20 protein-coding genes are annotated in these 20,244 nt (G+C 68.1%); 9 read left to right on the top strand and 11 right to left on the bottom strand.

Annotation, left to right across the window (positions count from 1 at the left end; translation table 11 throughout):
• The 9 genes from exbB to AC07WJ_RS06330 all read right to left on the bottom strand — a co-directional run bounded on the left by exbB (position 1) and on the right by AC07WJ_RS06330 (position 7,881).
• Complete coding sequence (gene exbB / locus AC07WJ_RS06370; protein ID WP_494933847.1) at positions 1–1,029, bottom strand: tonB-system energizer ExbB; 1,029 nt, start codon at positions 1,027–1,029, stop codon at positions 1–3.
• A gap of 733 nt (positions 1,030–1,762) precedes the next feature.
• A complete protein-coding gene (gene tenA, locus AC07WJ_RS06365; RefSeq protein ID WP_494933666.1) occupies positions 1,763–2,440 on the bottom strand; it encodes a thiaminase II in 678 nt (225 codons plus the stop codon).
• A 1-nt stretch (position 2,441) separates the two neighbouring features.
• The gene (locus AC07WJ_RS06360) at positions 2,442–2,585 is read right to left on the bottom strand and encodes a hypothetical protein (protein ID WP_494933665.1); all 144 of its coding nucleotides are present in this window, start codon (positions 2,583–2,585) and stop codon (positions 2,442–2,444) included.
• The gene (locus tag AC07WJ_RS06355; RefSeq protein WP_494933664.1) at positions 2,582–3,499 is read right to left on the bottom strand and encodes an alpha/beta fold hydrolase; all 918 of its coding nucleotides are present in this window, start codon (positions 3,497–3,499) and stop codon (positions 2,582–2,584) included. Before AC07WJ_RS06355 ends, AC07WJ_RS06360 begins: the two co-directional genes overlap by 4 nt.
• Before the next feature lie 27 nt (positions 3,500–3,526).
• Complete coding sequence (locus AC07WJ_RS06350) at positions 3,527–4,387, bottom strand: energy transducer TonB family protein (RefSeq protein ID WP_494933663.1); 861 nt, start codon at positions 4,385–4,387, stop codon at positions 3,527–3,529.
• 290 nt (positions 4,388–4,677) lie between these two features.
• A complete protein-coding gene (locus AC07WJ_RS06345) occupies positions 4,678–6,042 on the bottom strand; it encodes a sensor histidine kinase (RefSeq protein ID WP_494933662.1) in 1,365 nt (454 codons plus the stop codon).
• Positions 6,039–6,713 carry a response regulator transcription factor gene (locus AC07WJ_RS06340; RefSeq protein ID WP_494933661.1) on the bottom strand — a complete coding sequence of 225 codons (675 nt, stop codon included), beginning with the start codon at positions 6,711–6,713 and terminating at the stop codon, positions 6,039–6,041. Before AC07WJ_RS06340 ends, AC07WJ_RS06345 begins: the two co-directional genes overlap by 4 nt.
• 207 nt (positions 6,714–6,920) lie before the next feature.
• Positions 6,921–7,118 (bottom strand): hypothetical protein, encoded by a 198-nt coding sequence (locus AC07WJ_RS06335; RefSeq protein ID WP_494933660.1) that lies wholly within the window; start codon positions 7,116–7,118, stop codon positions 6,921–6,923.
• A gap of 151 nt (positions 7,119–7,269) precedes the next feature.
• A complete protein-coding gene (locus AC07WJ_RS06330; RefSeq protein ID WP_494933659.1) occupies positions 7,270–7,881 on the bottom strand; it encodes a TetR/AcrR family transcriptional regulator in 612 nt (203 codons plus the stop codon).
• 69 nt (positions 7,882–7,950) lie between these two features.
• On the opposite strand from AC07WJ_RS06330, the gene AC07WJ_RS06325 reads away from it, so the two are divergent.
• The 6 genes from AC07WJ_RS06325 (at position 7,951) to lpdA (ending at position 14,458) form a co-directional block, all read left to right on the top strand.
• Complete coding sequence (locus tag AC07WJ_RS06325) at positions 7,951–8,382, top strand: VOC family protein (RefSeq protein WP_494933658.1); 432 nt, start codon at positions 7,951–7,953, stop codon at positions 8,380–8,382.
• A 38-nt stretch (positions 8,383–8,420) separates the two neighbouring features.
• The gene (locus AC07WJ_RS06320) at positions 8,421–9,014 is read left to right on the top strand and encodes an ASCH domain-containing protein (protein WP_494933657.1); all 594 of its coding nucleotides are present in this window, start codon (positions 8,421–8,423) and stop codon (positions 9,012–9,014) included.
• A gap of 480 nt (positions 9,015–9,494) precedes the next feature.
• Positions 9,495–10,727, top strand: a complete 1,233-nt coding sequence (locus AC07WJ_RS06315; RefSeq protein ID WP_494933656.1) for a 3-methyl-2-oxobutanoate dehydrogenase (2-methylpropanoyl-transferring) subunit alpha — start codon at positions 9,495–9,497, stop codon at positions 10,725–10,727.
• A 4-nt stretch (positions 10,728–10,731) separates the two neighbouring features.
• The gene (locus AC07WJ_RS06310) at positions 10,732–11,745 is read left to right on the top strand and encodes an alpha-ketoacid dehydrogenase subunit beta (protein ID WP_494933655.1); all 1,014 of its coding nucleotides are present in this window, start codon (positions 10,732–10,734) and stop codon (positions 11,743–11,745) included.
• Positions 11,746–11,747: 2 nt separating this feature from the next.
• On the top strand, positions 11,748–13,055 hold the full coding sequence (locus AC07WJ_RS06305; protein ID WP_494933654.1) for a dihydrolipoamide acetyltransferase family protein: 1,308 nt from the start codon (positions 11,748–11,750) through the stop codon (positions 13,053–13,055).
• 5 nt (positions 13,056–13,060) lie between these two features.
• The gene (gene lpdA / locus AC07WJ_RS06300; RefSeq protein ID WP_494933653.1) at positions 13,061–14,458 is read left to right on the top strand and encodes a dihydrolipoyl dehydrogenase; all 1,398 of its coding nucleotides are present in this window, start codon (positions 13,061–13,063) and stop codon (positions 14,456–14,458) included.
• Positions 14,459–14,485: 27 nt separating this feature from the next.
• Here the strand turns inward: lpdA and AC07WJ_RS06295 are convergent, their stop codons facing one another.
• Entirely contained in the window at positions 14,486–15,103 is a 618-nt protein-coding gene (locus AC07WJ_RS06295) for a nuclear transport factor 2 family protein (RefSeq protein ID WP_494933652.1), read from the bottom strand.
• A 95-nt stretch (positions 15,104–15,198) separates the two neighbouring features.
• Between AC07WJ_RS06295 and AC07WJ_RS06290 the strand changes: the two genes are divergently transcribed.
• Positions 15,199–15,972, top strand: coding sequence for an IclR family transcriptional regulator (locus AC07WJ_RS06290; protein ID WP_494933651.1), 774 nt, complete (start codon positions 15,199–15,201; stop codon positions 15,970–15,972).
• Positions 15,973–16,117: 145 nt separating this feature from the next.
• Positions 16,118–17,092: a Bug family tripartite tricarboxylate transporter substrate binding protein gene (locus AC07WJ_RS06285; RefSeq protein WP_494933650.1), complete on the top strand. Its 975-nt coding sequence runs from the start codon at positions 16,118–16,120 to the stop codon at positions 17,090–17,092.
• Positions 17,093–17,346: 254 nt separating this feature from the next.
• Here the strand turns inward: AC07WJ_RS06285 and AC07WJ_RS06280 are convergent, their stop codons facing one another.
• Positions 17,347–18,942, bottom strand: a complete 1,596-nt coding sequence (locus AC07WJ_RS06280; RefSeq protein WP_494933649.1) for an ABC-F family ATP-binding cassette domain-containing protein — start codon at positions 18,940–18,942, stop codon at positions 17,347–17,349.
• A gap of 301 nt (positions 18,943–19,243) precedes the next feature.
• Between AC07WJ_RS06280 and AC07WJ_RS06275 the strand changes: the two genes are divergently transcribed.
• Positions 19,244–20,197, top strand: a complete 954-nt coding sequence (locus AC07WJ_RS06275; protein ID WP_494933648.1) for a hypothetical protein — start codon at positions 19,244–19,246, stop codon at positions 20,195–20,197.
• Positions 20,198–20,244 lie beyond the last annotated feature (47 nt).

Below are 20,244 nucleotides of genomic sequence, written 5' to 3'. Positions count from 1 at the left end.
TTACTCCGCCGCCGCGTGAAGGGAGCCGGGCCGGGCCGGAGACGCGGCGGCGGGAAGCCGCGCCGCTTCGGCTTCGTCGCGGGCCAGGTCACGCGACAGGTGCTGCAGGATCTCCGCCGAGGCATCCGACAGCAGCGCACGATAGCCGGTGATCGAGCGGGCGAAGACATTGTAGATGATGACCGCCGGGATCGCCGCGACCAGGCCGATGGCGGTCGCCAGCAGAGCCTCGGCGATGCCCGGGGCGACGACCGCCAGATTGGTGGTCTTCGACTGGGAGATGCCGATAAAGGCGTTCATGATGCCCCAGACCGTGCCGAACAGGCCGACGAAGGGCGCAGTCGAGCCGATGGTGGCGAGCAGGCCGGTCCCCTTCGCCATGTTGCGTCCGGCCTTGGCCTCGATCCGCGACAGCGCGATCGATACCCGCTCCTTGATGCCGTCGGCCGAAAGCTCGGATGACCGTACCGTCTCCCGCATGGCGGCGCGGACGAGGTCGGCGACCGGTCCTCGCCGGGTCCAGCCGGTATCGACCGCGCGCGCCGCCTGGGCCAGGCCATCGGCCCCGGCGAGCTTGCGCACCGCGCGCGTCGCCTTGCGCTTGGCGCCGAACAGCTCCAGGCCCTTGGCGAGCCAGACCGTCCAGGTCACCAGCGACGCGAAGGCGAGGCCGAGCATGACCGCTTTCACGACGATATCGGCCGCCATGAACATGCCCCAGGGCGACAGGTCGTGCGGCAGCTGCGCGGCCGCCGGCAGCGTGGGCGAAGGCCCCGGCTGAGGCGCCGCCACCGTGTCGAGCGACGCCGGCGACGGCAGCGCATCGGTCGCGGCCGGCGGAGCGGTCGTCGGCGCCACCGGCGCATTGGAAGCGGCGCCGGTAGCCGGCGACGGCGAAGCGCCCACGCTGGCCGCTGGCGCCGGCGCGACCTGCGCCCATCCGGCATTCGGCGGAGCGATCGCCAGCAAAGCCGCGACCAGCAGCGTCGGGCCGCCGCGCCGGTTCCTCGTCAAGGGCCCGCGGTTCATCCGCGCCAGGTACTCGCCAACCATTGTTCTCACTCGTCTGTTGAATGAGAGCTTGCCGCTGGCTGCCTGCCTGGAGGTCAGGAACAGACTGGCTTGCGGGTCGCTCAAGCCCCGGAGGGCGTGATCATCCGGCGCGATTGTGGCCGGAGGCGTCGAAATCGAAATGCGGCGGGCGGGCCATGACCGGGCGTCGAGGCCAGCGGCGTCCCGCTCGCCGGCCGGAACCGGCGTTCCGCTTTCTCCGGGACATGGGGCTGGTTCGAGGCCATCATCGTCCTGCCATCGGGCCGGGTCCGTCCTGGCCTCCATGAGGTAAGACGAACGAGGGAGCAGTTTCCTCCCGTCCGCCACCTTTTTTTCGCTCTCGCGATCGCGCCATCGTGCCGACTTCAGGTTGCAGATGCACCGGAACGCCGCGGGCGTGCCCTGTGGAAGATAGCACAGGCAATCCATGCGGCGACGGCCAACCCGGCCGAGACCCGAACAGCCTCCGCCGCAGGGGCTGATTAGCCCCTAACGAAATATCACGCAATCTCAATAGTTTAGACAAATTCTAAGAAGATTGCGGCCGATTGCCGGGAGGCCGTCGCCGCCCCGCGGCTAACATATTGAATCGGCAGCGACCTCGCCGGAACCAGGCGCGTCGGCGAAAAAACCGCCGGCCCGGCGACACGGCTGCTTCGATGCCGTCGCATGCCGGCTGGAGCCGATATCCGATTTCCGGCCACCTGCCTCAGGCCGGCGAGGCCTGGCTTTCATTCAAGGCCATCTGCCAGAAATCCGCCTCGAGCCGCGAGGCCTTGGCGAAAATGCCGGCCAGCTCGGCGAAGCGCTGCTCGGTCATGGCGCGCGCGGCAAGCCCGGTGAGATGGGCGCGCGCGCCATGGGCGATCTCCTGATAGACCTCTCCGGCATATTCGCCGATCCAGTCCCGGTAGGGATGATCGCCAAGCGCGGCCACGCCATCGGGCGCCAGGCGGCGGCCGATTTCGGCATAACCGATGACGCAGGGCGCCAGCGCCACATGCAGGTCGAGCAGGTCGCCTGAGACGCCGCAATCCAGGACGAAGCGGGTATAGGCAATGGTCGCCTGATGTTCGGGCGCCGCCTCGATCGCGTCGGGGGTCAGGCCCCACCGCCCGCACAGCCGGACATGCAGGTCCATCTCGACGTCGAGAATGGCCGACAGCCCCCGCTGCGCCGCCCGCATGTCGGCAAGCGTCCGGCCCTTATAGATCGCCAGCGCATAGGCACGGGCGAACTGGATCAGAAACAGATAGTCCTGCACCAGATAGACCTGGAAGGCCGCGGCCGGCAGTGTGCCCGCACCCATCCGACGGACGAAATCGTGATCGACATAGCTCGACCATTCCGCCGGCGCGGCTGCCTTCAGGCGCTCGAAAATATCCATCTCAGGGTCCGTCCCGGTCAGCAGCATCGAACAAGGTGCGTTCTAGCGAAATCGCGCGCAGGAAGAAATCCCGGCTCGTCGCGGCCGCCGGCCGCCCGGGCCAGGCGCGCGCGGAACGCCGAAGCGCGGTGAAACCGTCGCTCATGGGTCATCCCTGGCGGGCATCTGGACCGGCGGGCCGCCGGGCCGTGGGCGGGCTGCCAGGAACGGCAGGATCGCGCGCGCCGTCGCATCGGCGAATTCTTCGTGGATCGCGAGCTTGCCACGGTCGAGCAGCACCGTCTCGACTCCGGCGACCGTCGCGAGCGCCGCCATCTCGGCGCGGGATCTGGCCGGGGTTTCCGCGCCGTAGACCAGCAATGTCGGCAGGCCGGTGCCGCGGGCCAGATCGATGAAGCTGCCGCGGTCGCCGATGCGATCGAGACCCCCGGTGACGAAACGCGCGGATGAGTGGCGTGCTCCAGCCTGGCGGCTGACGGTGCGCTTGGCCGCCAGCCGCTCCGCCGTCAGCCATGCCCCGTCGCTGTAGACGTGTTCGACGACCATCTTGCGGATCACCGGGCCGCTGAGGTTCAGGCGATAGAGCGCCGGCCCGACGAGCGGCGCGTCGAGCGCGGCGCGGACACGGCCGAACCAGGGCCGCTGGCCGCCCATCATGGTCGGAAACGGACCGCGCCAGGTCGGCGCGACAAGAACGAGCCGCGTCGCGGTGCCCGGCCTCGCGGCGAAATGATGCAGCGCATAGGCCGCGGCGTGTCCCGCCGCCACGATCGCGAAGGGATCCGACACGACTTCGGCCACGAGCCAGTCCAGAAAGGCCGACAGGATATCGGGCGTCCAATCGATCGGCGGCCGCGGCCGGTCGCCGAAGCCGGGCCAGTCGACCGTCACCACGCGGAAATGCGGCGCCAAGGCCCGCATGAGCGGGATCATCTCGCCGCGGGTCGATATCGAGCTGAGGGCGGGCAGGAGCAGCAGGGTCTCTCCCGCGCCAGCCTCGTCAAGGCCCAGAGGAATGGTCTGGCCGCGCCAGCGCCACAGAATTTCACGGCTGGTCACCAAAGCCTCCGGTCATGAGACGGCCCTTCATCGCAGACTGAACCGCACGGGGACAGTGAATTGCAGCGGGTTCCCCGGCATCTCACCGGGAGCAGCCGGCAAGGGCGCGGCCCGCTGGACCATCGCGAGCGTCTCCGCGTCGAGCGCCGCCGAACCAGAGGAACGCGCGATGAAGAAGCCGAGCACCGCGCCCTGGCGATCCATCGTGAAACTCAAGAGCGAAACACCCTCGGCGCCTCTCGCTTGGGCCGGATAGCGCTTGTGCCGGTCGAGATGGGCCAAGAGCCGGCTCTTCCAGGTCGATTGAACATGGGCGGCGGCCGCCCCCATGCCCGATGTCGGCGTCGCCGCCGCGCCTGTCGGCTGGTCGGGCGTGCTGACCGCGTCGCGGACCGGGGCAGGCGCGGCGCGGCGGGGCAGATGTTCGGGCTTGCCGGCATCGGCGGTCCGCGCCGGCGCCGCCCGCGGCCTTGGCCGCGACACCGGCAGCGGCACGGCCGTCGCGAGCGGAGCCGCCGCCGGCGCGGCGGGGGCCGATGCCTGGATCGCCTGAGTGGCCGGCTCGAGCGGTTGCGCCATGGCCGGGCCGGCCACGGCCACCGTCGAAACATCGGACGCCCGACCGAAGGCCGCCTCGTGGGTGGTGATGTCGGGGGCTTTCGGATCGGCCGCCGGCAGGACCGAGGCCGGCAAGGGTGCGAGATCGACCATGATCGCGGCCGGCGGCTCGCCGGCCGAAAGCTTCGGCCTGGCCCCGGCACTGAGAATCCAGGCAAAGGCGACGTGGCTGAACAGCACGACGGCTCCGGCACCGCCCCACAGGGCAATGCCACGAGCGATCGCCCCGGCCCGGCCGCGCTGCATGTCGTCGCTCACCTTCGCGCTCATCTCCAGACACCTCACGGTGTCGCGCCCACCTGACCCGGGTATCCATAGAGGCTCCGAAAATTGACATCAAGCCATTGTTTTTATTGATAAAATAGAACAATTCGAATGTGCGCGAATAGTCCTGGCCGAGCGGCCGGTTAGGGCCTTCTGCGGCGGGAGGCCGGCCGTCATGCGCGGGATCGCGGCAATGGTCCATTCCACCGGGCCGGATGGCATCGCGCGGCGAGGCGAGCGTCTGCGGGTCGAGACAACGCGACCGCTCGCGATCGTCGGCGGGCATGGGGCCTGGATCAAACCCGCAGCAGGGGCAGCGTCATCCGGAAGCATGAACCGTCCGACGCATGATCGATCACCGCGACATGGCCGTGATGGCGTTGCACCACCTCGCGCACCAGATGCAGTCCGAGCCCCGCGCCGTGATCGCGCGCCTGCACCCTGTAGAACGGCTCGAAGATCTGGTCGCGGTGCTGCGCCGGAACGCCCGGCCCCTCGTCACGGACCTCGATGCTGCCGCTTCGCTCGACGACGACCGTGATCGTGCCCCGGCCGCCGGCATGCTCGATGGCGTTCTGCACGAGATTGATCAGCGCCCGCTGCAGCGACGCCTGGTCGCCCGAGACCAGGACCGGTTCCTTGCCGGCCTCGTAGGACAGTTGATAGCCCGCGGCGATGGCGAGCGGCGCGAGGTCGGCGGTGACGCCGAGGCCGAGCGCCACCAGATCGACCGGCGACATCTGCCTGGGCTGCTGATCGAGCCTTTGGAGGTCGAGCAATTGCTCGGCCATCAGCGACAGCCGCGCGACATCCGCCAGCAGGCGCGCCTGCTCGGGCCCCGATGCCAGGTCCTCCAGCCGTGTCTGCAGGATGGCGATCGGCGTGCGCAGTTCATGCGCCGCATCCGCCAGGAAGCGCTTGTGCTTGCCGTAGCCGATATCGAGCCGGTTCAGCGCCTCGTTCACCGCATTGACCAGCGGAACGACCTCCGCCGGCACGTTCTCCGCCGACAGCCTGGTGCCGCGCTCGTCGATATCGATACGTTCGGCATCGGCGGCGATCTCCTTCATCCCGGCGAAGGCGCGCGTGACGATGACCGGAATGGCGATGAGCGTGACCAGGGCCAGGACCGCCAACAAAGGCAGGACCAGCAGTTGCGACAGGATGAAGACGACGAAAGGCAGGCTCAGCATGCGGCCGGCACCGGCGAGCACATTGAGCGGGCCGACCTTGCTGTCGACCGTCCGGATCACACCCGAGTGCTTTTCGTCGCCCACCGCACCGCGGATCTCGCCATAGCTGAACCGGCCGAGGTCCTCCGCCATGCGATGAAAAGCCGGCGGGATGTTGCCGCGCGACAGCGATTTCCCGCGGTCGTCGACGACCACGAACCAGAAATCCGGCGCCTCGCCGTAGAGCCAGGTGAGGTCGGGCGAGGGGTTGAGCGTCAGCTCTCCCGCCGCATCGCGCGAGACGGCGCCGGCGACGATATCGGCGGCTCCCGCCTCCATCATCTTGCCGGAAATGTCGGCGTGCAGCAGCAGGCTCATGAGGCCGACCACCAGCATCAAGAGAACGCCGGCCTGCAAGGCGATCAGCCGCCAGACCAGCCGCCACTTGAGTGAGCGGGCCGGCTTTTTCACGCAATCCGCCGTTTTCATGAAGCCCGCTTCATCAGATAGCCGACACCGCGGATCGGATGGATCTCGACCTCGGCACCAGCCTCGCTGAGCTTCTTGCGCAGCCGCGACACATGGGTATCCAGCGCATTCGACTGGATCTCGTCGTCGAAACTATAAACGGCCTCTTCGAGCACGGAGCGCAGCACGGTACGGCCCTTGCGGCGCGCCAGCGCTTCCAGGACCAGCAATTCGCGCCGGCGCAGCGGCACGAGCTCGCCGGCGACGAAAGCCTGCCGGTTGCCGAAATCGAAGGTGAGCTGGCCGAGCTTGAGCATTTCGGCCGCCATTCCCGAAGGGCGGCGCAGCACGGCGCGCAGCCGTGCCAGCAGTTCCTCCAGCGCGAAGGGCTTGGCCAGATAGTCGTCGGCGCCGGTATCCAGCCCGTTGATCCGCTCGGCCAGGTCGCCCTTGGCCGTCAGCACGATCACCGGCACGCTCAGGCCGCGCCCGCGCAGCCGCGGCAGCAGCGCCAGGCCGTCGCCATCGGGCAACTGCCGGTCGAGCAGGATGGCATCATACTGGAAGGTTCCGGCCGCGAGCTCGGCGTCGCCGATGGTCATGACGTGGTCGACCAGCATGTCGTGTTTCGCCAGGGCCGAACGAAGCGCATTGGCCATCTCGCGTTCGTCTTCGACCAGCATGATTCGCATGATGCACCTGCTCCGGCGGCCCGCGCCCAGACACGCCTGCCGGATTGCAGGCACATTGCAGCGGCCGCAAGGCGGCCCTGCGTCAGGTCGGCGGGGATCTCCGCTCGCGCGCTCCTACCGGCCACACCGGCCTTCGCCCAGGTCGGCGGCCGCGCTGCGACGACTTGGCGCGGCCTGATGGAAACCGGCTGCAATGCCCGGGCAATGTCACGGCGTCAGCGTCGCCAGCCTCGACATTTGCAGGAGCATGACATGCACGGATTGAAATTGGCGGCGGTTGCGATGGTTCTCGGCACCGTCCTGGCCGGCTGCGAAACGGATCGCCATCGGCATCATCGCCACCACGGCCATCATGGGCACTACGGCCCGCGTCATGTCGAGCCGGCCCGCGGCTGGCATCCTCATGACGGCCGGCCGCGCTGGGCCGAACGCAGCGCACCGGTCGAACGGCGCTGACGCCGGGACGGCCGGCGCCCCGGGCCGGCCGCGGACTGAACAATCCCGGCGTCGCGCCATCCGGCGCGGCGTCGCAACCGCCGCCGCGACACGCTGCCCGCTATGACCGGACACCACCGGTTTCGCCCAGGATCCGCTCGATCATGCCGGTGAGAGCCACCTTGAAGTCGGCCGCGTGGGCACCGGCGTCGATGGCGAGCGCGGCGCGATCGAAGGCGGCCGAGAGCAACACGGACAGAGCCGCGACCGGCAACGCCGCCTTCGCCGCCGCGCTCATGGCCGCTTCCAGGCCCGCCCGCAGCGTCCGGGCCGCGTGGACCTCGTCCAGGCTGTTCATGGCGGCGCTGCCGAGCACGGCCGGCCCCTCGATCAGCAGCAGCCTGGTCCGGCCGGCAAGCGTCATGGCGTCGAGATAGGCATTGCTGCCGGCGATCAGCGCGGCCCGCGCCGGCAGGCCCATGGGCGCCGCCGCCTCGATCTCCGCGGCGACCGCGCCCGCCTCCTGTTCGAGCAGAGCGCGGAACAGCGCGCGCTTGTCCTCGAAGTGGTGATAGAGCGCCCCGCGCGTCGTGCCGGCGGCCGCCGCGATCTGCGGTGTCGACGTCTCCGCATAACCCTTTTCGACAAACAGCGCCCGGGCGGCCGAGAGCAGGGCATGGCGGGTGGTTTCGCTGCGCTCGCGGTTGGAGCGGGGCTGTTGCAATTGTTGCATACATTCAGCCTGTATGTTAAATCCAAGATACATGCAGACTGTATGTCTCTCCGGAGGAAAGGGCCAGCCGTGAAAACAACCAGCTCCTATCCCGTCATCATGACCCGCGACGTGGCGGCCACAGCCGCCTTCTACGTCAGGCACTTCCGCTATCGGGCGCTGTTCACCAGCGACTGGTACGTCCACCTGCAATCGGCCGAGGACAGCAGCAACAACCTGGCGGTTCTCGACGGCAACCACCACACCGTGCCCGAACAGGCACGTGGCCAGGTCTCCGGCCTGATCCTCAATTTCGAGGTCGACGATCCCGACGCCGTCTATCGCGAGATCATGGCGGCGGGCCTGCCGATCCTGACGCCCCTATGCGACGAGCCGTTCGGCCAGCGCCATTTCATCACCGCCGACCCCAACGGCGTGCTCATCGACGTCATCAAGCCGATCCCGCCAAGCGCCGAATTCGCCCTACAATATGATGCATCCGCCTTGCCGCGCGACGCCTGACGATCGCCGGCGGCCATGCTCACGATGGGGGCCCGCGCATGCTGTTCAAACAGGCCGTGCTCGACCGGATCGCCACCGGCGAGATCCGCCAGGCCTTCCGGCGCTGGCAGAAACCCACCGTCCGGCCGGGCGGCACCTTGCGCACCGCCATCGGCATATTGGCCATCGACCGGCTCGAACCGGTCGAGGCCGACGACCTGACCGAGGCGGACGCGGCCTCCGCCGGATTTGCCTCGGTCACCGCCCTTCTCGCCGATATCGGCCGGTCCCGCGGCGGCATGCTTTACCGGATAGCGTTCCACCGTGCCGGCGACGACCCGCGCGAGGCCTTGCGTGGTGACGACCGGATCGACCCGGGCGCGCGGGCCGCGCTTCGAGCCAAGCTCGATGCGCTCGACCGAGGCAGCCGGACCGGCCCCTGGACCGGCACGACGCTGGCGCTGATCGCAGCCCGCGACGGCATCACCGCCGGCGAAATCGCCGTCCGCCTCGGCACCGAGAAACCCGCGCTGAAGATCAAGATCCGCAAGCTGAAGGAGCTCGGCCTCACCGAGAGCCTCGCCTCGGGCTACCGCCTGTCGCCGCGTGGCCACGCCTTCCTCGGCAGCGACCGGGGCGGCGGCGCGGCATAGGCCGCTCCCGGCCGGCGGCGACGGTGCTCGCTGCCCCGCGCCAGGCCCGATTCATGATCAGGCGGGGCCGAAATCATGGCCGTCGCAAGTATCGCTGATTTCGACGGCAAACTTAGCAATGAAATTCTGCCGCGGAACAGATTTTAGACATTTCGGAACAAGACGGCCAAAGCGTTATGAAATATCGTTCTGCGATCTGGGGTTGATCGCCTTTCATGAACCAAGAAGCTGCAAGACAGCCGGGCCCTGCCTGCCGTAACGCCGTCCCGGCCATGATCGCGCGGGATCACCGGCGTTTCTCATCCGCGCGCCGCGATCGTGCGCCCGCATGAGCCGTCCTGAAAATTCATCCGCTCTTGTGGGCCCGCCACTGGCGCGATGCGGAAAGCCGGCCCTTCCTCTGCGACAGTTGGATGGCCATCTTGATGCCAGAGGCACCTGCCCGGCGGCGCGCCCCGCGGGGCCGATGAGGGAACCGACATGACCGACACTACCCCCTTGCAGTTTCACGTGCCCGAACCGGAGGTCCGCCCCGGCGGCACGCCTGACTTTTCCAATGTGAGGATCCCGGAGGCGGGTTCGGTCCGGCGCCCCGACATCGACGCCAATCCCGAATCGATCCGCGATCTCGCCTATTCGATCATCCGCGTGCTCAACCGCGACGGCGAGGCGGTCGGCCCCTGGGCCGGCTCGCTCAGCGACGACGAGCTGGCCGAGGGGCTCAGGCACATGATGACGCTGCGCGCCTTCGATGCGCGCATGCAGATGGCCCAGCGCCAGGGCAAGACCTCGTTCTACATGCAGCATATGGGCGAGGAGGCGGTGAGCTGCGCCTTTCGCCGCGCGCTGCAGCCCGGCGACATGAATTTCCCGACCTACCGGCAGGCCGGCCTCTTGATCGCGGGCGGCTATCCGATGGTCGAGATGATGAACCAGATCTATTCGAACGAAAGCGATCCGCTGAAGGGCCGGCAACTGCCGGTCATGTATTCGTCGAAGGAACACGGCTTCTTCTCGATCTCGGGCAATCTGGCGACGCAGTTCGTCCAGGCCGTCGGCTGGGCCATGGCCTCGGCGATCAAGAACGACACAAGGATCGCCGCCGGCTGGATCGGCGACGGCTCGACCGCCGAATCCGATTTCCACGCGGCCCTGGTCTTCGCCTCGACCTATCGGGCGCCCGTGGTGCTCAACATCGTCAACAACCAGTGGGCCATCTCGACCTTCCAGGGCATTGCCCGCGGCGGTTCCGGCACTTTCGCAGCGCGCGGCCTCGGCTTCGGCCTGCCGGCGCTGCGTGTCGATGGCAATGACTACCTGGCCGTTCATGCGGTGGCCAAATGGGCGATCGAGCGCGCCCGCAGCAATCTCGGCCCGACGCTGGTCGAATATGTCACCTATCGGGTCGGCGCCCATTCGACCTCGGACGACCCTTCCGCCTACCGGCCGAAAACCGAATCCGCTGCCTGGCCGCTGGGCGACCCGGTGATCCGCCTGAAGAACCACCTGATCCTGCGCGGCCTCTGGTCGGAGGACCGCCACAAGCAGGCCGAGGCGGAAATCCTCGACACGGTGATCACGGCGCAGAAGGAAGCCGAGCGCCACGGCACGCTGCATGCCGGCGGCCGGCCCTCGGCGCGCGACATGTTCGAGGGCGTCTATGCCGAGATGCCGCCGCATCTGCGCCGCCAGCGCCAGCAGGCAGGGGTCTGACGCCATGCCCAGAATGACCATGATCGAAGCCATTCGCGGCGCCATGGACGTGTCCATGGAGCGTGACGACAATGTCGTCGTGTTCGGCGAGGATGTCGGCTATTTCGGCGGCGTGTTCCGCTGCACCCAGGGGCTGCAGCAGAAATACGGCAAGAGCCGCTGCTTCGACGCGCCGATCAACGAGCTCGGCATTGTCGGTACAGCGGTCGGCATGGCCACCTATGGCCTCAGGCCCTGCGTCGAAATTCAGTTCGCCGACTACATGTATCCGGCCTATGACCAGATCGTCTCGGAAGCCGCGCGCCTGCGCTATCGCTCCAATGGCGAGTTCACCTGCCCCCTGGTGGTGCGCATGCCGACCGGCGGCGGCATTTTCGGCGGCCAGACCCACAGCCAGAGCCCGGAAGCCCTGTTCACCCACGTCTCCGGCCTGAAGACGGTGGTGCCGTCCAATCCCTATGACGCCAAGGGCCTGCTGATCGCGGCGATCGAGGACCCCGACCCGGTGATCTTCCTCGAGCCGAAGCGGCTCTATAACGGCCCGTTCGACGGTCATCACGACCGGCCGGTCACACCCTGGTCGAAACACGAGCTCGGCGAAGTGCCGGACGGCCATTACACCGTGCCGCTCGGCAAGGCGGCGATCCGCCGCAAGGGCGCCGCCATCACCATCCTCGCCTATGGCACCATGGTCTATGTCGCCGAGGCCGCGGTTGCCGAGACCGGCATCGACGCCGAGATCATCGATCTGAGGACCTTGCTGCCGCTCGACCTCGACACCATCGTGACCTCGGTCAGGAAAACCGGCCGCTGCGTGGTCATTCACGAGGCGACGCTGACCTCGGGCTTCGGCGCCGAGCTCGCCGCGCTTGTCCAGGAGAACTGCTTCTACCATCTGGAAGCGCCGATCATCCGGGTCGCCGGCTGGGACACGCCTTATCCGCACGCCCAGGAATGGGACTATTTCCCCGGACCGGCCAGGCTCGGCCGCGCCCTCGTCGAAGCCATGGAGGCCTGATCATGGGCGAACATGTGATCAAGCTGCCCGATGTCGGCGAAGGCGTCGCGGAGGCCGAGCTGGTCGAATGGCACGTCAAGGTCGGCGATCTCGTCCGCGAGGACACGTTGCTCGCCGCCGTCATGACCGACAAGGCGACCGTCGAGATCCCCTCGCCGGTCGATGGTGAAATCACCTGGCTCGGCGCCGAGATCGGCGACGTCGTCGCGGTCGGCTCCGCCCTGATCCGGCTCAAGGTCGAGGGCGAAGGTACAGCACCGGCGGACGAGACGCCGGCAAAGGCCGAAGCCCCGGCCAAGGCCGAAGCCAAGGCCGAAACGAAACCCGCCGCCAAACCGCCGGCCGCGCCGCCCAAAGCAGCCGCCGAGGCGGCCCCCGCAAGAGCCACCGTGCCGGCGCCGGCGCGCCAGGCCTCGTTCGGCGCGCCGCGGGCCGAGGGCGACAAGCCGCTCGCCTCGCCGGCGATCCGACTGCGCGCCCGCGAGGCCGGCATCGACCTGCGCCAGGTGCGCGGCACAGGGCCGGCCGGCCGGATCAGCCACGAGGATCTCGATGCCTTCATCGCCCGCGGTCCGCAGGCCGCGCGTGCGGCCGGGCTGCAGGAGAACCACGCGGTCGAGGACATCAAGATCATCGGCCTGCGCCGGCGTATCGCCGAAAAGATGGCGCTGTCGAAATCGCGCATCCCGCACATCACCTATGTCGAGGAGGTCGATGTCAGCGCGCTGGAGGACCTGCGCGCCGCCCTCAACAAGGGCAAGCGGGCGGACCAGCCGAAGCTGACCATGCTGCCCTTCCTGATGCGCGCCATGGTCAAGGCGATCGCCGACCAGCCGGGCCTCAACGCCCTGTTCGACGACGAGGCCGGCATCATCCACCAGCATGGCGGCATCCATATCGGCATCGCGGCGCAGACCCCCGCGGGCCTGGTCGTGCCGGTGGTCAAGCACGCCGAGGCGCGGGACCTCTGGGATTGCGCGGCGGAGGTCAACCGGCTGGCCGATGCGGCAAAAGCCGGTACGGCGACACGCGACGAGCTGACCGGCTCGACCATCACCATCACCTCGCTCGGCGCGCTCGGCGGCGTGGTGACCACGCCGGTCATCAACTATCCGGAAGTCGCCATTATCGGCGTCAACAAGATGATGGTTCGTCCGGTCTGGGACGGCGCCACTTTCATCCCACGCAAGATGATGAACCTGTCGTCGAGCTTCGACCACCGCGTGGTCGACGGCTGGGACGCCGCCGTCTTCGTCCAGCGGATCAAGACGCTGCTCGAAACCCCGGCGATGATTTTCGTGGAAGGCTGAAGCCGATGAAAGAGATTTCCTGCAAATTGCTGGTCATCGGCGGCGGCCCCGGCGGTTATGTCTGCGCCATCCGCGCCGGCCAGCTCGGCGTCGATACCGTGATCGTCGAGCAGCGCCGGCTCGGCGGCACCTGCCTGAATATCGGCTGCATTCCCTCAAAGGCCTTGATTCACGCCGCCGAGGAGTTCGAGAAGGCCAGCCATATGGCGGGCGGTTCGAGCCCGCTCGGCATCACCGTCGGCAAGCCTGTGCTCGATCTCGCCAGGACCATCGGCTGGAAGGACGGCATTGTCGGGCGCCTGAACAGCGGCGTCGCCGGCTTGCTGAAAAAGGCCCGGGTCAAGATCGTCGGCGGCCGCGCCCGTTTTCGCGACGGCAAGACGGTGGAGGTCGAGACCGAGACCGGCCTGCAGGTGATCCGCGCCGAAACCATCGTCATCGCCACCGGCTCGGCGCCGGTCGAACTGCCGTTCCTGCCCTTCGGCGGCCCGGTGATCTCCTCGACCGAAGCGCTGGCCCTGACCAGGCTGCCGGCGCGGCTCGCCGTTGTCGGCGCCGGTTATATCGGGCTCGAGCTCGGCATGGCCTTCGCCAGGTTCGGCACCGCGGTCACGGTAGTCGAGGCGGAGCAACGCATCCTGCCGCAATATGACGCCGAGCTCACCCGTCCGGTCGCCAAGCGGCTGGCCGAGCTCAAGGTCGAGGTGCTGACCGGCGCCAGGGCCAAGGCGCTTGGTCCCAAGGGCGAGAGCCTGCTGATCGAGACCGCCGGTGGTGAAGACCGCCGCATCGAAGCCGACAAGGTGCTGGTCACCGTCGGCCGCCGGCCGGTGACCGAGGGCTGGGGCCTGGACGAGCTCGGCCTCGACATGGACGGGCGCTTCCTGCGCATCGACGACAAGTGCCGGACATCGATGCGCGGCATCTTTGCCATTGGCGACGTCACCGGCGAGCCGATGCTGGCGCACCGCGCCATGGCCCAGGGCGAAATGGTCGCCGAGATCGTCGCCGGCAATCCCAGGAGCTGGGACAAGCGCGTCATTCCCGCGGTCTGCTTCACCGATCCGGAAATCGTCACGGCGGGCCTCTCCCCCGACGAGGCGCGGCAGGCGGGACTGGAGATCAAGACCGGCCAGTTTCCCTTCACCGCCAATGCCCGGGCGATGACCATGGTCGGCGAAGCCGGCTTCGTCCGCGTGGTGGCGCGCGCCGACAATCATCTGGTGCTCGGCATCCAGGCGGTCGGCCACGGCGTTTCCGAGCTTGCCACCGCCTTCGGCCTGGCACTGGAAATGGGCGCGCGGCTCGAAGACATCGCCGGCACCATTCACGCCCATCCGACCCAGGGCGAAGGGTTCCAGGAGGCGGCGCTGAAGACGCTCGGCCACGCGCTGCACATCTGACGCGGCCCGGGTCGCTTTCGGCAGGCCTCAGGCGGCGGTCGCTTTCGCCGCCGGGCCGCCCTTGAGCCAGCCTCGCCCGCGGGCATAGAGTTCCTCGACCTCCGGCCCCTTCAGGCCGGGCATGTCGCGCTTCACCCGATAGCCGATCTCTTCCTGGATATAGGCGAGATGGCGATAACCCTCGGGCAGAGCCTGCAGGGCATCCTGGCGCAAGGCGACCGGGGCCGCCGGATCGACCGGGTCGAGCCGGTCCTTTTCATAGATCGGCTGGCGCAGCACGATGCCCCAGCGGTCGCCGCGCTTTTCCAGGAAATCGAAGAAGCGGCCGGTGCAGACGACGTCACAGGCGACGCCATGAACGGTGGCGCGCTGGGAAATGGTCATCTTGGTCTGGGCGATCGCCCGGTCGCCCTCGAGGTCGATGCTGGTGCCGCCCAGGAAGTGCAGAATGCTGACACCTTTGTCCCAGCCCTCCCGGCTGACCCGGATGAATTCGGTGGCCGGTCCCTGGAACCAGGTGGCTGACATCCAGCCGTCATCGTGCCAGACCGTCTGGAAGCGTTGCCAATCGCCGGCATCGCGCCACACCGCCCAGTTCTCCAGGAGATCGCGAATGGCCAGTCGATCGATGAGTTCGGCATTCATGGCGGTCGCTCTCCCTGAGCGGGTTCCCGGGTGACCAGGCCTCTGGACAAGCCGCGCCGGAAATATTAGTTTATAAATATGAACTGGTTTTCACTATGAAACCTGAAGACAATGCCACTGTCAAGTCGGTCGACCGCGCGCTCGACATCCTGGACTATGTCGCCGACGCGCCGGAGCCGCCGTCCTTCTCCAAGCTTCTGGCCAATCTCGCCATTCCCAGGAGCAGCCTGTTCCACCTGTTGAACAACCTGCAGGCGCGTGGCTATCTCGCCCAGGATCCGGACAGCGCCCGCTACCGGCTCGGCGACCGCATCCGGCAACTGGCGGCCCAGATCGCCGGGCCGCCGCTCGCGACCGTCGTCCAGCCGCTGCTGACCCAATTGAGCGGTGCGCTGAACGAGACCTCGGCCTTCTATCTGCGGGTCGGCGACGCCATGGAGACCATTGCCTCGGCGGTCGGCCAGCAGGCGCTGTCCTACACGATGAAGATGGGCGAGCGAGCGCCGCTCTATGCGATTTCCGGCGGCAAGATCCTGCTCGCGGCCATGACGCCCGAAGACCTCTCGGCCTATCTCGAGCGCGTTCGCCTGGACGAAATCACCCCGAACACGATCCGCTCCAAGGACCGGCTGCGCGAGGAAGTCGCCGCCGCCGGGCGCGAGGGTTTCGCCTATTCCCGCGAGGAGTTCACGCCGGGCATTACCGGCATCGCCACGGCCGTGATGCGCCACGGCCAGGTCTTCGGCGCGCTCAATCTGGCGGTTCCGACCGCCCGCTTCCCGCAGAGCCAGGACAGCCTCTTCCGTCGGCACTTGCAATCGACATCCGCCGCTTTGACCCGCGCCATCGAGGCCGGCCACGCGGCCTGAGGCCGCCCGCCCGCCGGTTTCGGCGGCCATCGCGGTTGACCCGATCGCCGGACTGTGTTTGGTTCATGGACAAGAACAGTTTCATATACGGAACCAAACGAGGAGCGACATTGATCGTTCCCATTGGGCTATCGAGGAGACATCCATGCGTCGCGCAGGACACGTCATGCTGGCCATGTGGGCGCTGGCCGCCGCAGCCCCCGCCATGGCCAACGACTACCCCCGGCAAACCATCAAGCTGATCGTGCCGCAGCCGGCCGGCGGCGGCTTCGATACGGTCGCCCGGGTGCTGGCCGACCGGCTGTCGCCCCGGCTCGGCCAGGCCGTCGTGGTCGAGAACCGGCAGGGCGCCGGCACCATTGTCGGCACCCAGGCCGCGGCCCAGGCGCCGGCCGACGGCTACACCTTGCTGCTCGGCGGTCTCTCCAACATCGCGCTCAATCCCGGGCTCTATCCGAACCTGCCTTATGATCCGCAAAAGGATCTGGTGCCGATCGGGCTTGCCGTCAGCTGGTCCTACACGCTGATCGCCCGCAAGGACCTGGCCCAGGTCGACCTGCCCGCGCTCATCGCCTTCGCCAGGGCCAATCCGGGCACGGTGACCTATGCCTCCGCCGGCCGCGGCTCCGGCCAGCATATCGCGGCCGCCGTCACGGAGCACCTCGCCGGCGTCAAGATGACCCATGTGCCCTATCGCGGCGCCCAGGCCGCCTATCAGGACCTGATGGGCGGCCGGGTCGATCTGTTCTTCGACATTTCCTCGACCGCCATGGCGCAGGTCCAGGCCGGCACCGTGCGTGCGCTCGCCGTGTCGTCGGCGGGCCGCCAGCCGTTCCACCCGGACGTACCGAGCGTCGCCGAGACCGGCGTCGCCGCGCTCGACATGGAAAGCTGGTTCGGCCTGTTCGCGCCGGCCGCGACGCCTCCCGACGTGATCGAGCGGCTCAGCCGCGAGCTTGCCGCCGTGCTCGCCTTGCCCGAGGTCGAGGCGACCTTCGCACGCACCGGCGGCCGCGTGCTGCGCCTCGGCCGCGCGGAAACCGAGGCGCTGATCCGCCGCGATGTCGAGCGCTGGACGGCCCTCGTCCAGGCCGCCGGCCTGCGCGAAGCGTCGAATTAGTGTTGCTGCACAGTGATTGTGATGGCTTGAGCGCCGCTAGGGAATGAATTCGTGGATGCCCGGGACAAGCCCGGTCAAGACGAAATGACGTGAGCATAGGCACGTGGTGCCGAGCCACTATCGCCGCACTCTCACCGTCTTGGCCCGGCTTGTCCCGGCCATCCACGAATTCAGCCGTGCGCTATCGAAAATACTGAGACCAACGTCGCCCAATCGATCCGGCCAAGAGTCATAACCACTGCGACGGAAGACCATCAGCTCGCCGCCGGCCCCAGCACAATCCGCCTGGTCACGCCGATGGACTCCAGAAAATCCTCGTCGTGGCTGACCACCAGCAAGGCCCCGTCGAAACCGGAGAGCGCCGCCTCGACCGCGGTGATCGAGGCGATGTCGAGGTGATTGGTCGGCTCGTCCAGGATGAGGAGATCGGGCGGCGCGCCGCCGCCGAGCGTGCAGGCAAGGCCGGCCCTCAGCATCTCGCCGCCGCTCAGCGCCTTGACCCGCTTGAGCGCCGCATCGGCCCGGAACAGAAAGCGCGCCAGGGCGGCACGGCAGGCATTGTCGTTGCAACCCGGATTGAGCCGGCGGAAATTGTCCAGGATCGACCCCTCGGGATCGAGCAGGCTCATTTGCTGGTCCAGCATGACCGCATGGCGCGCCCGGCTGACGGATCCGCCGAAGGGCTCGAGCGCGCCGGTCGCCAGCCGCAGCAATGTCGATTTCCCGCTGCCGTTCGGGCCGGTGACCGCGATCCGTTCGGGGCCGACAATGGCGAAGGACAGATCCTTGATGATCGCCGCGCCGGCAACCGGCCCGCCTGTCACCTGGTCGAAAGCCAGCACCGTCTTGCCGGCGGGCAGCCGGGCGCCACTGATCGAGAAGGCCAATGTCTTGACGATTTCGACCTTGGCGCGCGCCGCCGCGAGCGCCTCGCCCGCTTCCGCCCGCTGCCGGTCGGCCAGGTTGTTGCCGCGCCCCAGCGTCTTCTCGGCACGATCCTCGCGGGCGTCCAGCAGCAATTTGCTCATGCCGGCCTTGGGGCGTGAGCGCTTGCCCGCGGCATCCTTGCGCGCCTTGCGCTCGGCCGCGACCTGAGCCTTGCGGGCGGCGTCGCCCACATCCCGTTCGGCCACCGCGAGATCGCGCTCGGCGGCCGCGATCTCGCGCGCCTTCCGGTCGGCATAGAGGTCCCAGTTGCCGCCATAGACGGTCGCCCCGAGACCGGTGAGTTCGACGATCCGGTCCATGCGCCTGAGCAGTTCGCGATCGTGGCTGACGACGACGGCCCCGCCCCGCCAGTCGGACAGGAAACGCGCCACCGCGTCGCGCCCGTCGCGGTCGAGATTGTTGGTCGGCTCGTCGAGCAGGACGAGATCCGGTGGGTCGACGACGAGAGCCGCCAGCGCCAGCCGGGTCCGCTGGCCGCCGCTCAGGGTGGCGAGCGGCCGGTCGAAGCCGATGCCGGTGAGATCCATGCGCGCCAGGGCCTCCGTCAGCCGCGCCTCCAGGGTCCAGTCGTCGTCGGCGACCTCGTCCAGGTCACCGAGGCCGGCGGCAATCCGCGCCAGCCGGGCGAGCCGCGCGCCGACGCCGAGCGCGTCCGCCACCGTTTCGTCCGGTGCGACCTGGACGATCTGGCGAAGCGCGCCGAGCGAGCCATGGCGCGACACGGACCCTGCCTTCGGCTCGAGCGTGCCGGCCAGGAGTTGCAGAAGGGTCGACTTGCCGACGCCGTTGCGGCCGATCAGGCCGGTGCGTTCACGCCCGAAGGCGAGCGTCAGGCCATCGAAGAGGTCACGCCCATCGGGGGTCGCGTAGGAGAGACTGCGAAGCGAAAGAAGAGCCGACATGGCGACCCCATGAGACAAGGACGATACGGGCGGATCCGGTACGCGTCCTTATGGTCATCGGCTGTGCTCCCTGCGGCTTCTGCGCCGTTCAAATAGGAGCAATCGCGGCTTCGATCAACCTGCCCCTCCGTCAATCGCCCTTGTCCGTGAGGCCTGCCGCGCATCCGGCCGTGCGCCGGCGCACAGGCCAATGGCCGCGGATCTGGCATCGATCCGCCGTTTCTGGGATGCTCACGGTTCCAGACCAACAGGCAGCCGCCGGAGCGAGCACTTCGGGGCAGGACATCAGGTGGGGACTGGCATGGCGCATTTCCGCAAGATCGGCTGGGATCAGGTCGGCTTCGATCCCGATCACAGCGTGCAGGTGCTGCCCGTCGGCAAGCAGGCGACCCTCTACCTGGTCGCCGGCGCCGATCTCGACGTCTCCGTCGACGACGACAGCGTGGCCAGGCTCAAGATCGGCAGCGGCGACGACAAGTCGGCGCACGGCGCCGGCGGCCTGAGCGCATGGGAAAAAGGCCAGCAGATCCGCAAGATCGTGATCACCGCCGCCAACAATCCCGGCACCAGCACCACCCTGCGCGCCAAGCTCGACGGCCGCGACTGGGCTCAGCCGGTCGGCATCCAGGTGGTCATGAACCAGAACTGGTGCCATGCCGGCGTGAAGACCGCCGAGATCACCCCCTCGCTCGTCCAGGAACTCGAGAAGATGCCGCTGCGCGACGCGGTCATCCGCATCGCCGAGGACCAGATGTACAGCGCCATCGCCAAGCAGGGCGACGGTTTCGGCGTCTATGACATCGACAAGAAATACAACTGGTGCGGCGCCTTCGCCTATTGGTGCTGGGCCCGCGCGGCGGCGGTCAAGAAGACCGCCAACCCCTTCGGCCCCAACAACAATGTGCTGTTTTCGCCGCAGAAGGCGATCCATTGGGCGATGAAGCCGGAATCGGCGGGCCAATTGCTGCGATATGCCGGCGAGAGCCCGATGGATGGCAAGGGCAAGCAGGACTATCGAGAAATCGGCTGGGACGGCAACACTCTCGAACGCGGCGACATCGTGCTGCTGCGGGCCGGCCACGCGACCGACTGGAAACATGTTTGCCTGGTCGACACCGTCGACGGCGATGCGCTGACCACCATGGACGGCAACCAGGGGGCCTATAACGCCATCAAGCGCACCCAGCGCAGCCTGGCCAAGAAGACCGGCGACGGCCGATCCCCGGCCCTGGTGTTCATTCATGCGCTGATCTGAACCCCGTCCGGATACCGTTGCAGGCACCCGGACGGGGATCGTCCGTC

Source organism: Phreatobacter sp. GW821-FHT04C01, from assembly GCF_059420385.1.
This window is presented reverse-complemented; position numbering and strand designations above follow the sequence as displayed.

Bases quoted from the DNA above. Each gene is read 5' to 3' on its own strand.
- exbB (WP_494933847.1), bottom strand. From the start codon at position 1,029: ATGAACCGCGGGCCCTTGACGAGGAACCGGCGCGGCGGCCCGACGCTG.
- tenA (WP_494933666.1), bottom strand. From the start codon at position 2,440: ATGGATATTTTCGAGCGCCTGAAGGCAGCCGCGCCGGCGGAATGGTCG.
- AC07WJ_RS06360 (WP_494933665.1), bottom strand. From the start codon at position 2,585: ATGAGCGACGGTTTCACCGCGCTTCGGCGTTCCGCGCGCGCCTGGCCC.
- AC07WJ_RS06350 (WP_494933663.1), bottom strand. From the start codon at position 4,387: ATGAGCGCGAAGGTGAGCGACGACATGCAGCGCGGCCGGGCCGGGGCG.
- AC07WJ_RS06345 (WP_494933662.1), bottom strand. From the start codon at position 6,042: ATGAAAACGGCGGATTGCGTGAAAAAGCCGGCCCGCTCACTCAAGTGG.
- AC07WJ_RS06340 (WP_494933661.1), bottom strand. From the start codon at position 6,713: ATGCGAATCATGCTGGTCGAAGACGAACGCGAGATGGCCAATGCGCTT.
- AC07WJ_RS06335 (WP_494933660.1), bottom strand. From the start codon at position 7,118: ATGAGGATGCCAGCCGCGGGCCGGCTCGACATGACGCGGGCCGTAGTG.
- AC07WJ_RS06330 (WP_494933659.1), bottom strand. From the start codon at position 7,881: ATGCAACAATTGCAACAGCCCCGCTCCAACCGCGAGCGCAGCGAAACC.
- AC07WJ_RS06320 (WP_494933657.1), top strand. From the start codon at position 8,421: ATGCTGTTCAAACAGGCCGTGCTCGACCGGATCGCCACCGGCGAGATC.
- AC07WJ_RS06315 (WP_494933656.1), top strand. From the start codon at position 9,495: ATGACCGACACTACCCCCTTGCAGTTTCACGTGCCCGAACCGGAGGTC.
- AC07WJ_RS06310 (WP_494933655.1), top strand. From the start codon at position 10,732: ATGCCCAGAATGACCATGATCGAAGCCATTCGCGGCGCCATGGACGTG.
- AC07WJ_RS06305 (WP_494933654.1), top strand. From the start codon at position 11,748: ATGGGCGAACATGTGATCAAGCTGCCCGATGTCGGCGAAGGCGTCGCG.
- lpdA (WP_494933653.1), top strand. From the start codon at position 13,061: ATGAAAGAGATTTCCTGCAAATTGCTGGTCATCGGCGGCGGCCCCGGC.
- AC07WJ_RS06295 (WP_494933652.1), bottom strand. From the start codon at position 15,103: ATGAATGCCGAACTCATCGATCGACTGGCCATTCGCGATCTCCTGGAG.
- AC07WJ_RS06290 (WP_494933651.1), top strand. From the start codon at position 15,199: ATGAAACCTGAAGACAATGCCACTGTCAAGTCGGTCGACCGCGCGCTC.
- AC07WJ_RS06285 (WP_494933650.1), top strand. From the start codon at position 16,118: ATGCGTCGCGCAGGACACGTCATGCTGGCCATGTGGGCGCTGGCCGCC.
- AC07WJ_RS06280 (WP_494933649.1), bottom strand. From the start codon at position 18,942: ATGTCGGCTCTTCTTTCGCTTCGCAGTCTCTCCTACGCGACCCCCGAT.
- AC07WJ_RS06275 (WP_494933648.1), top strand. From the start codon at position 19,244: ATGGCGCATTTCCGCAAGATCGGCTGGGATCAGGTCGGCTTCGATCCC.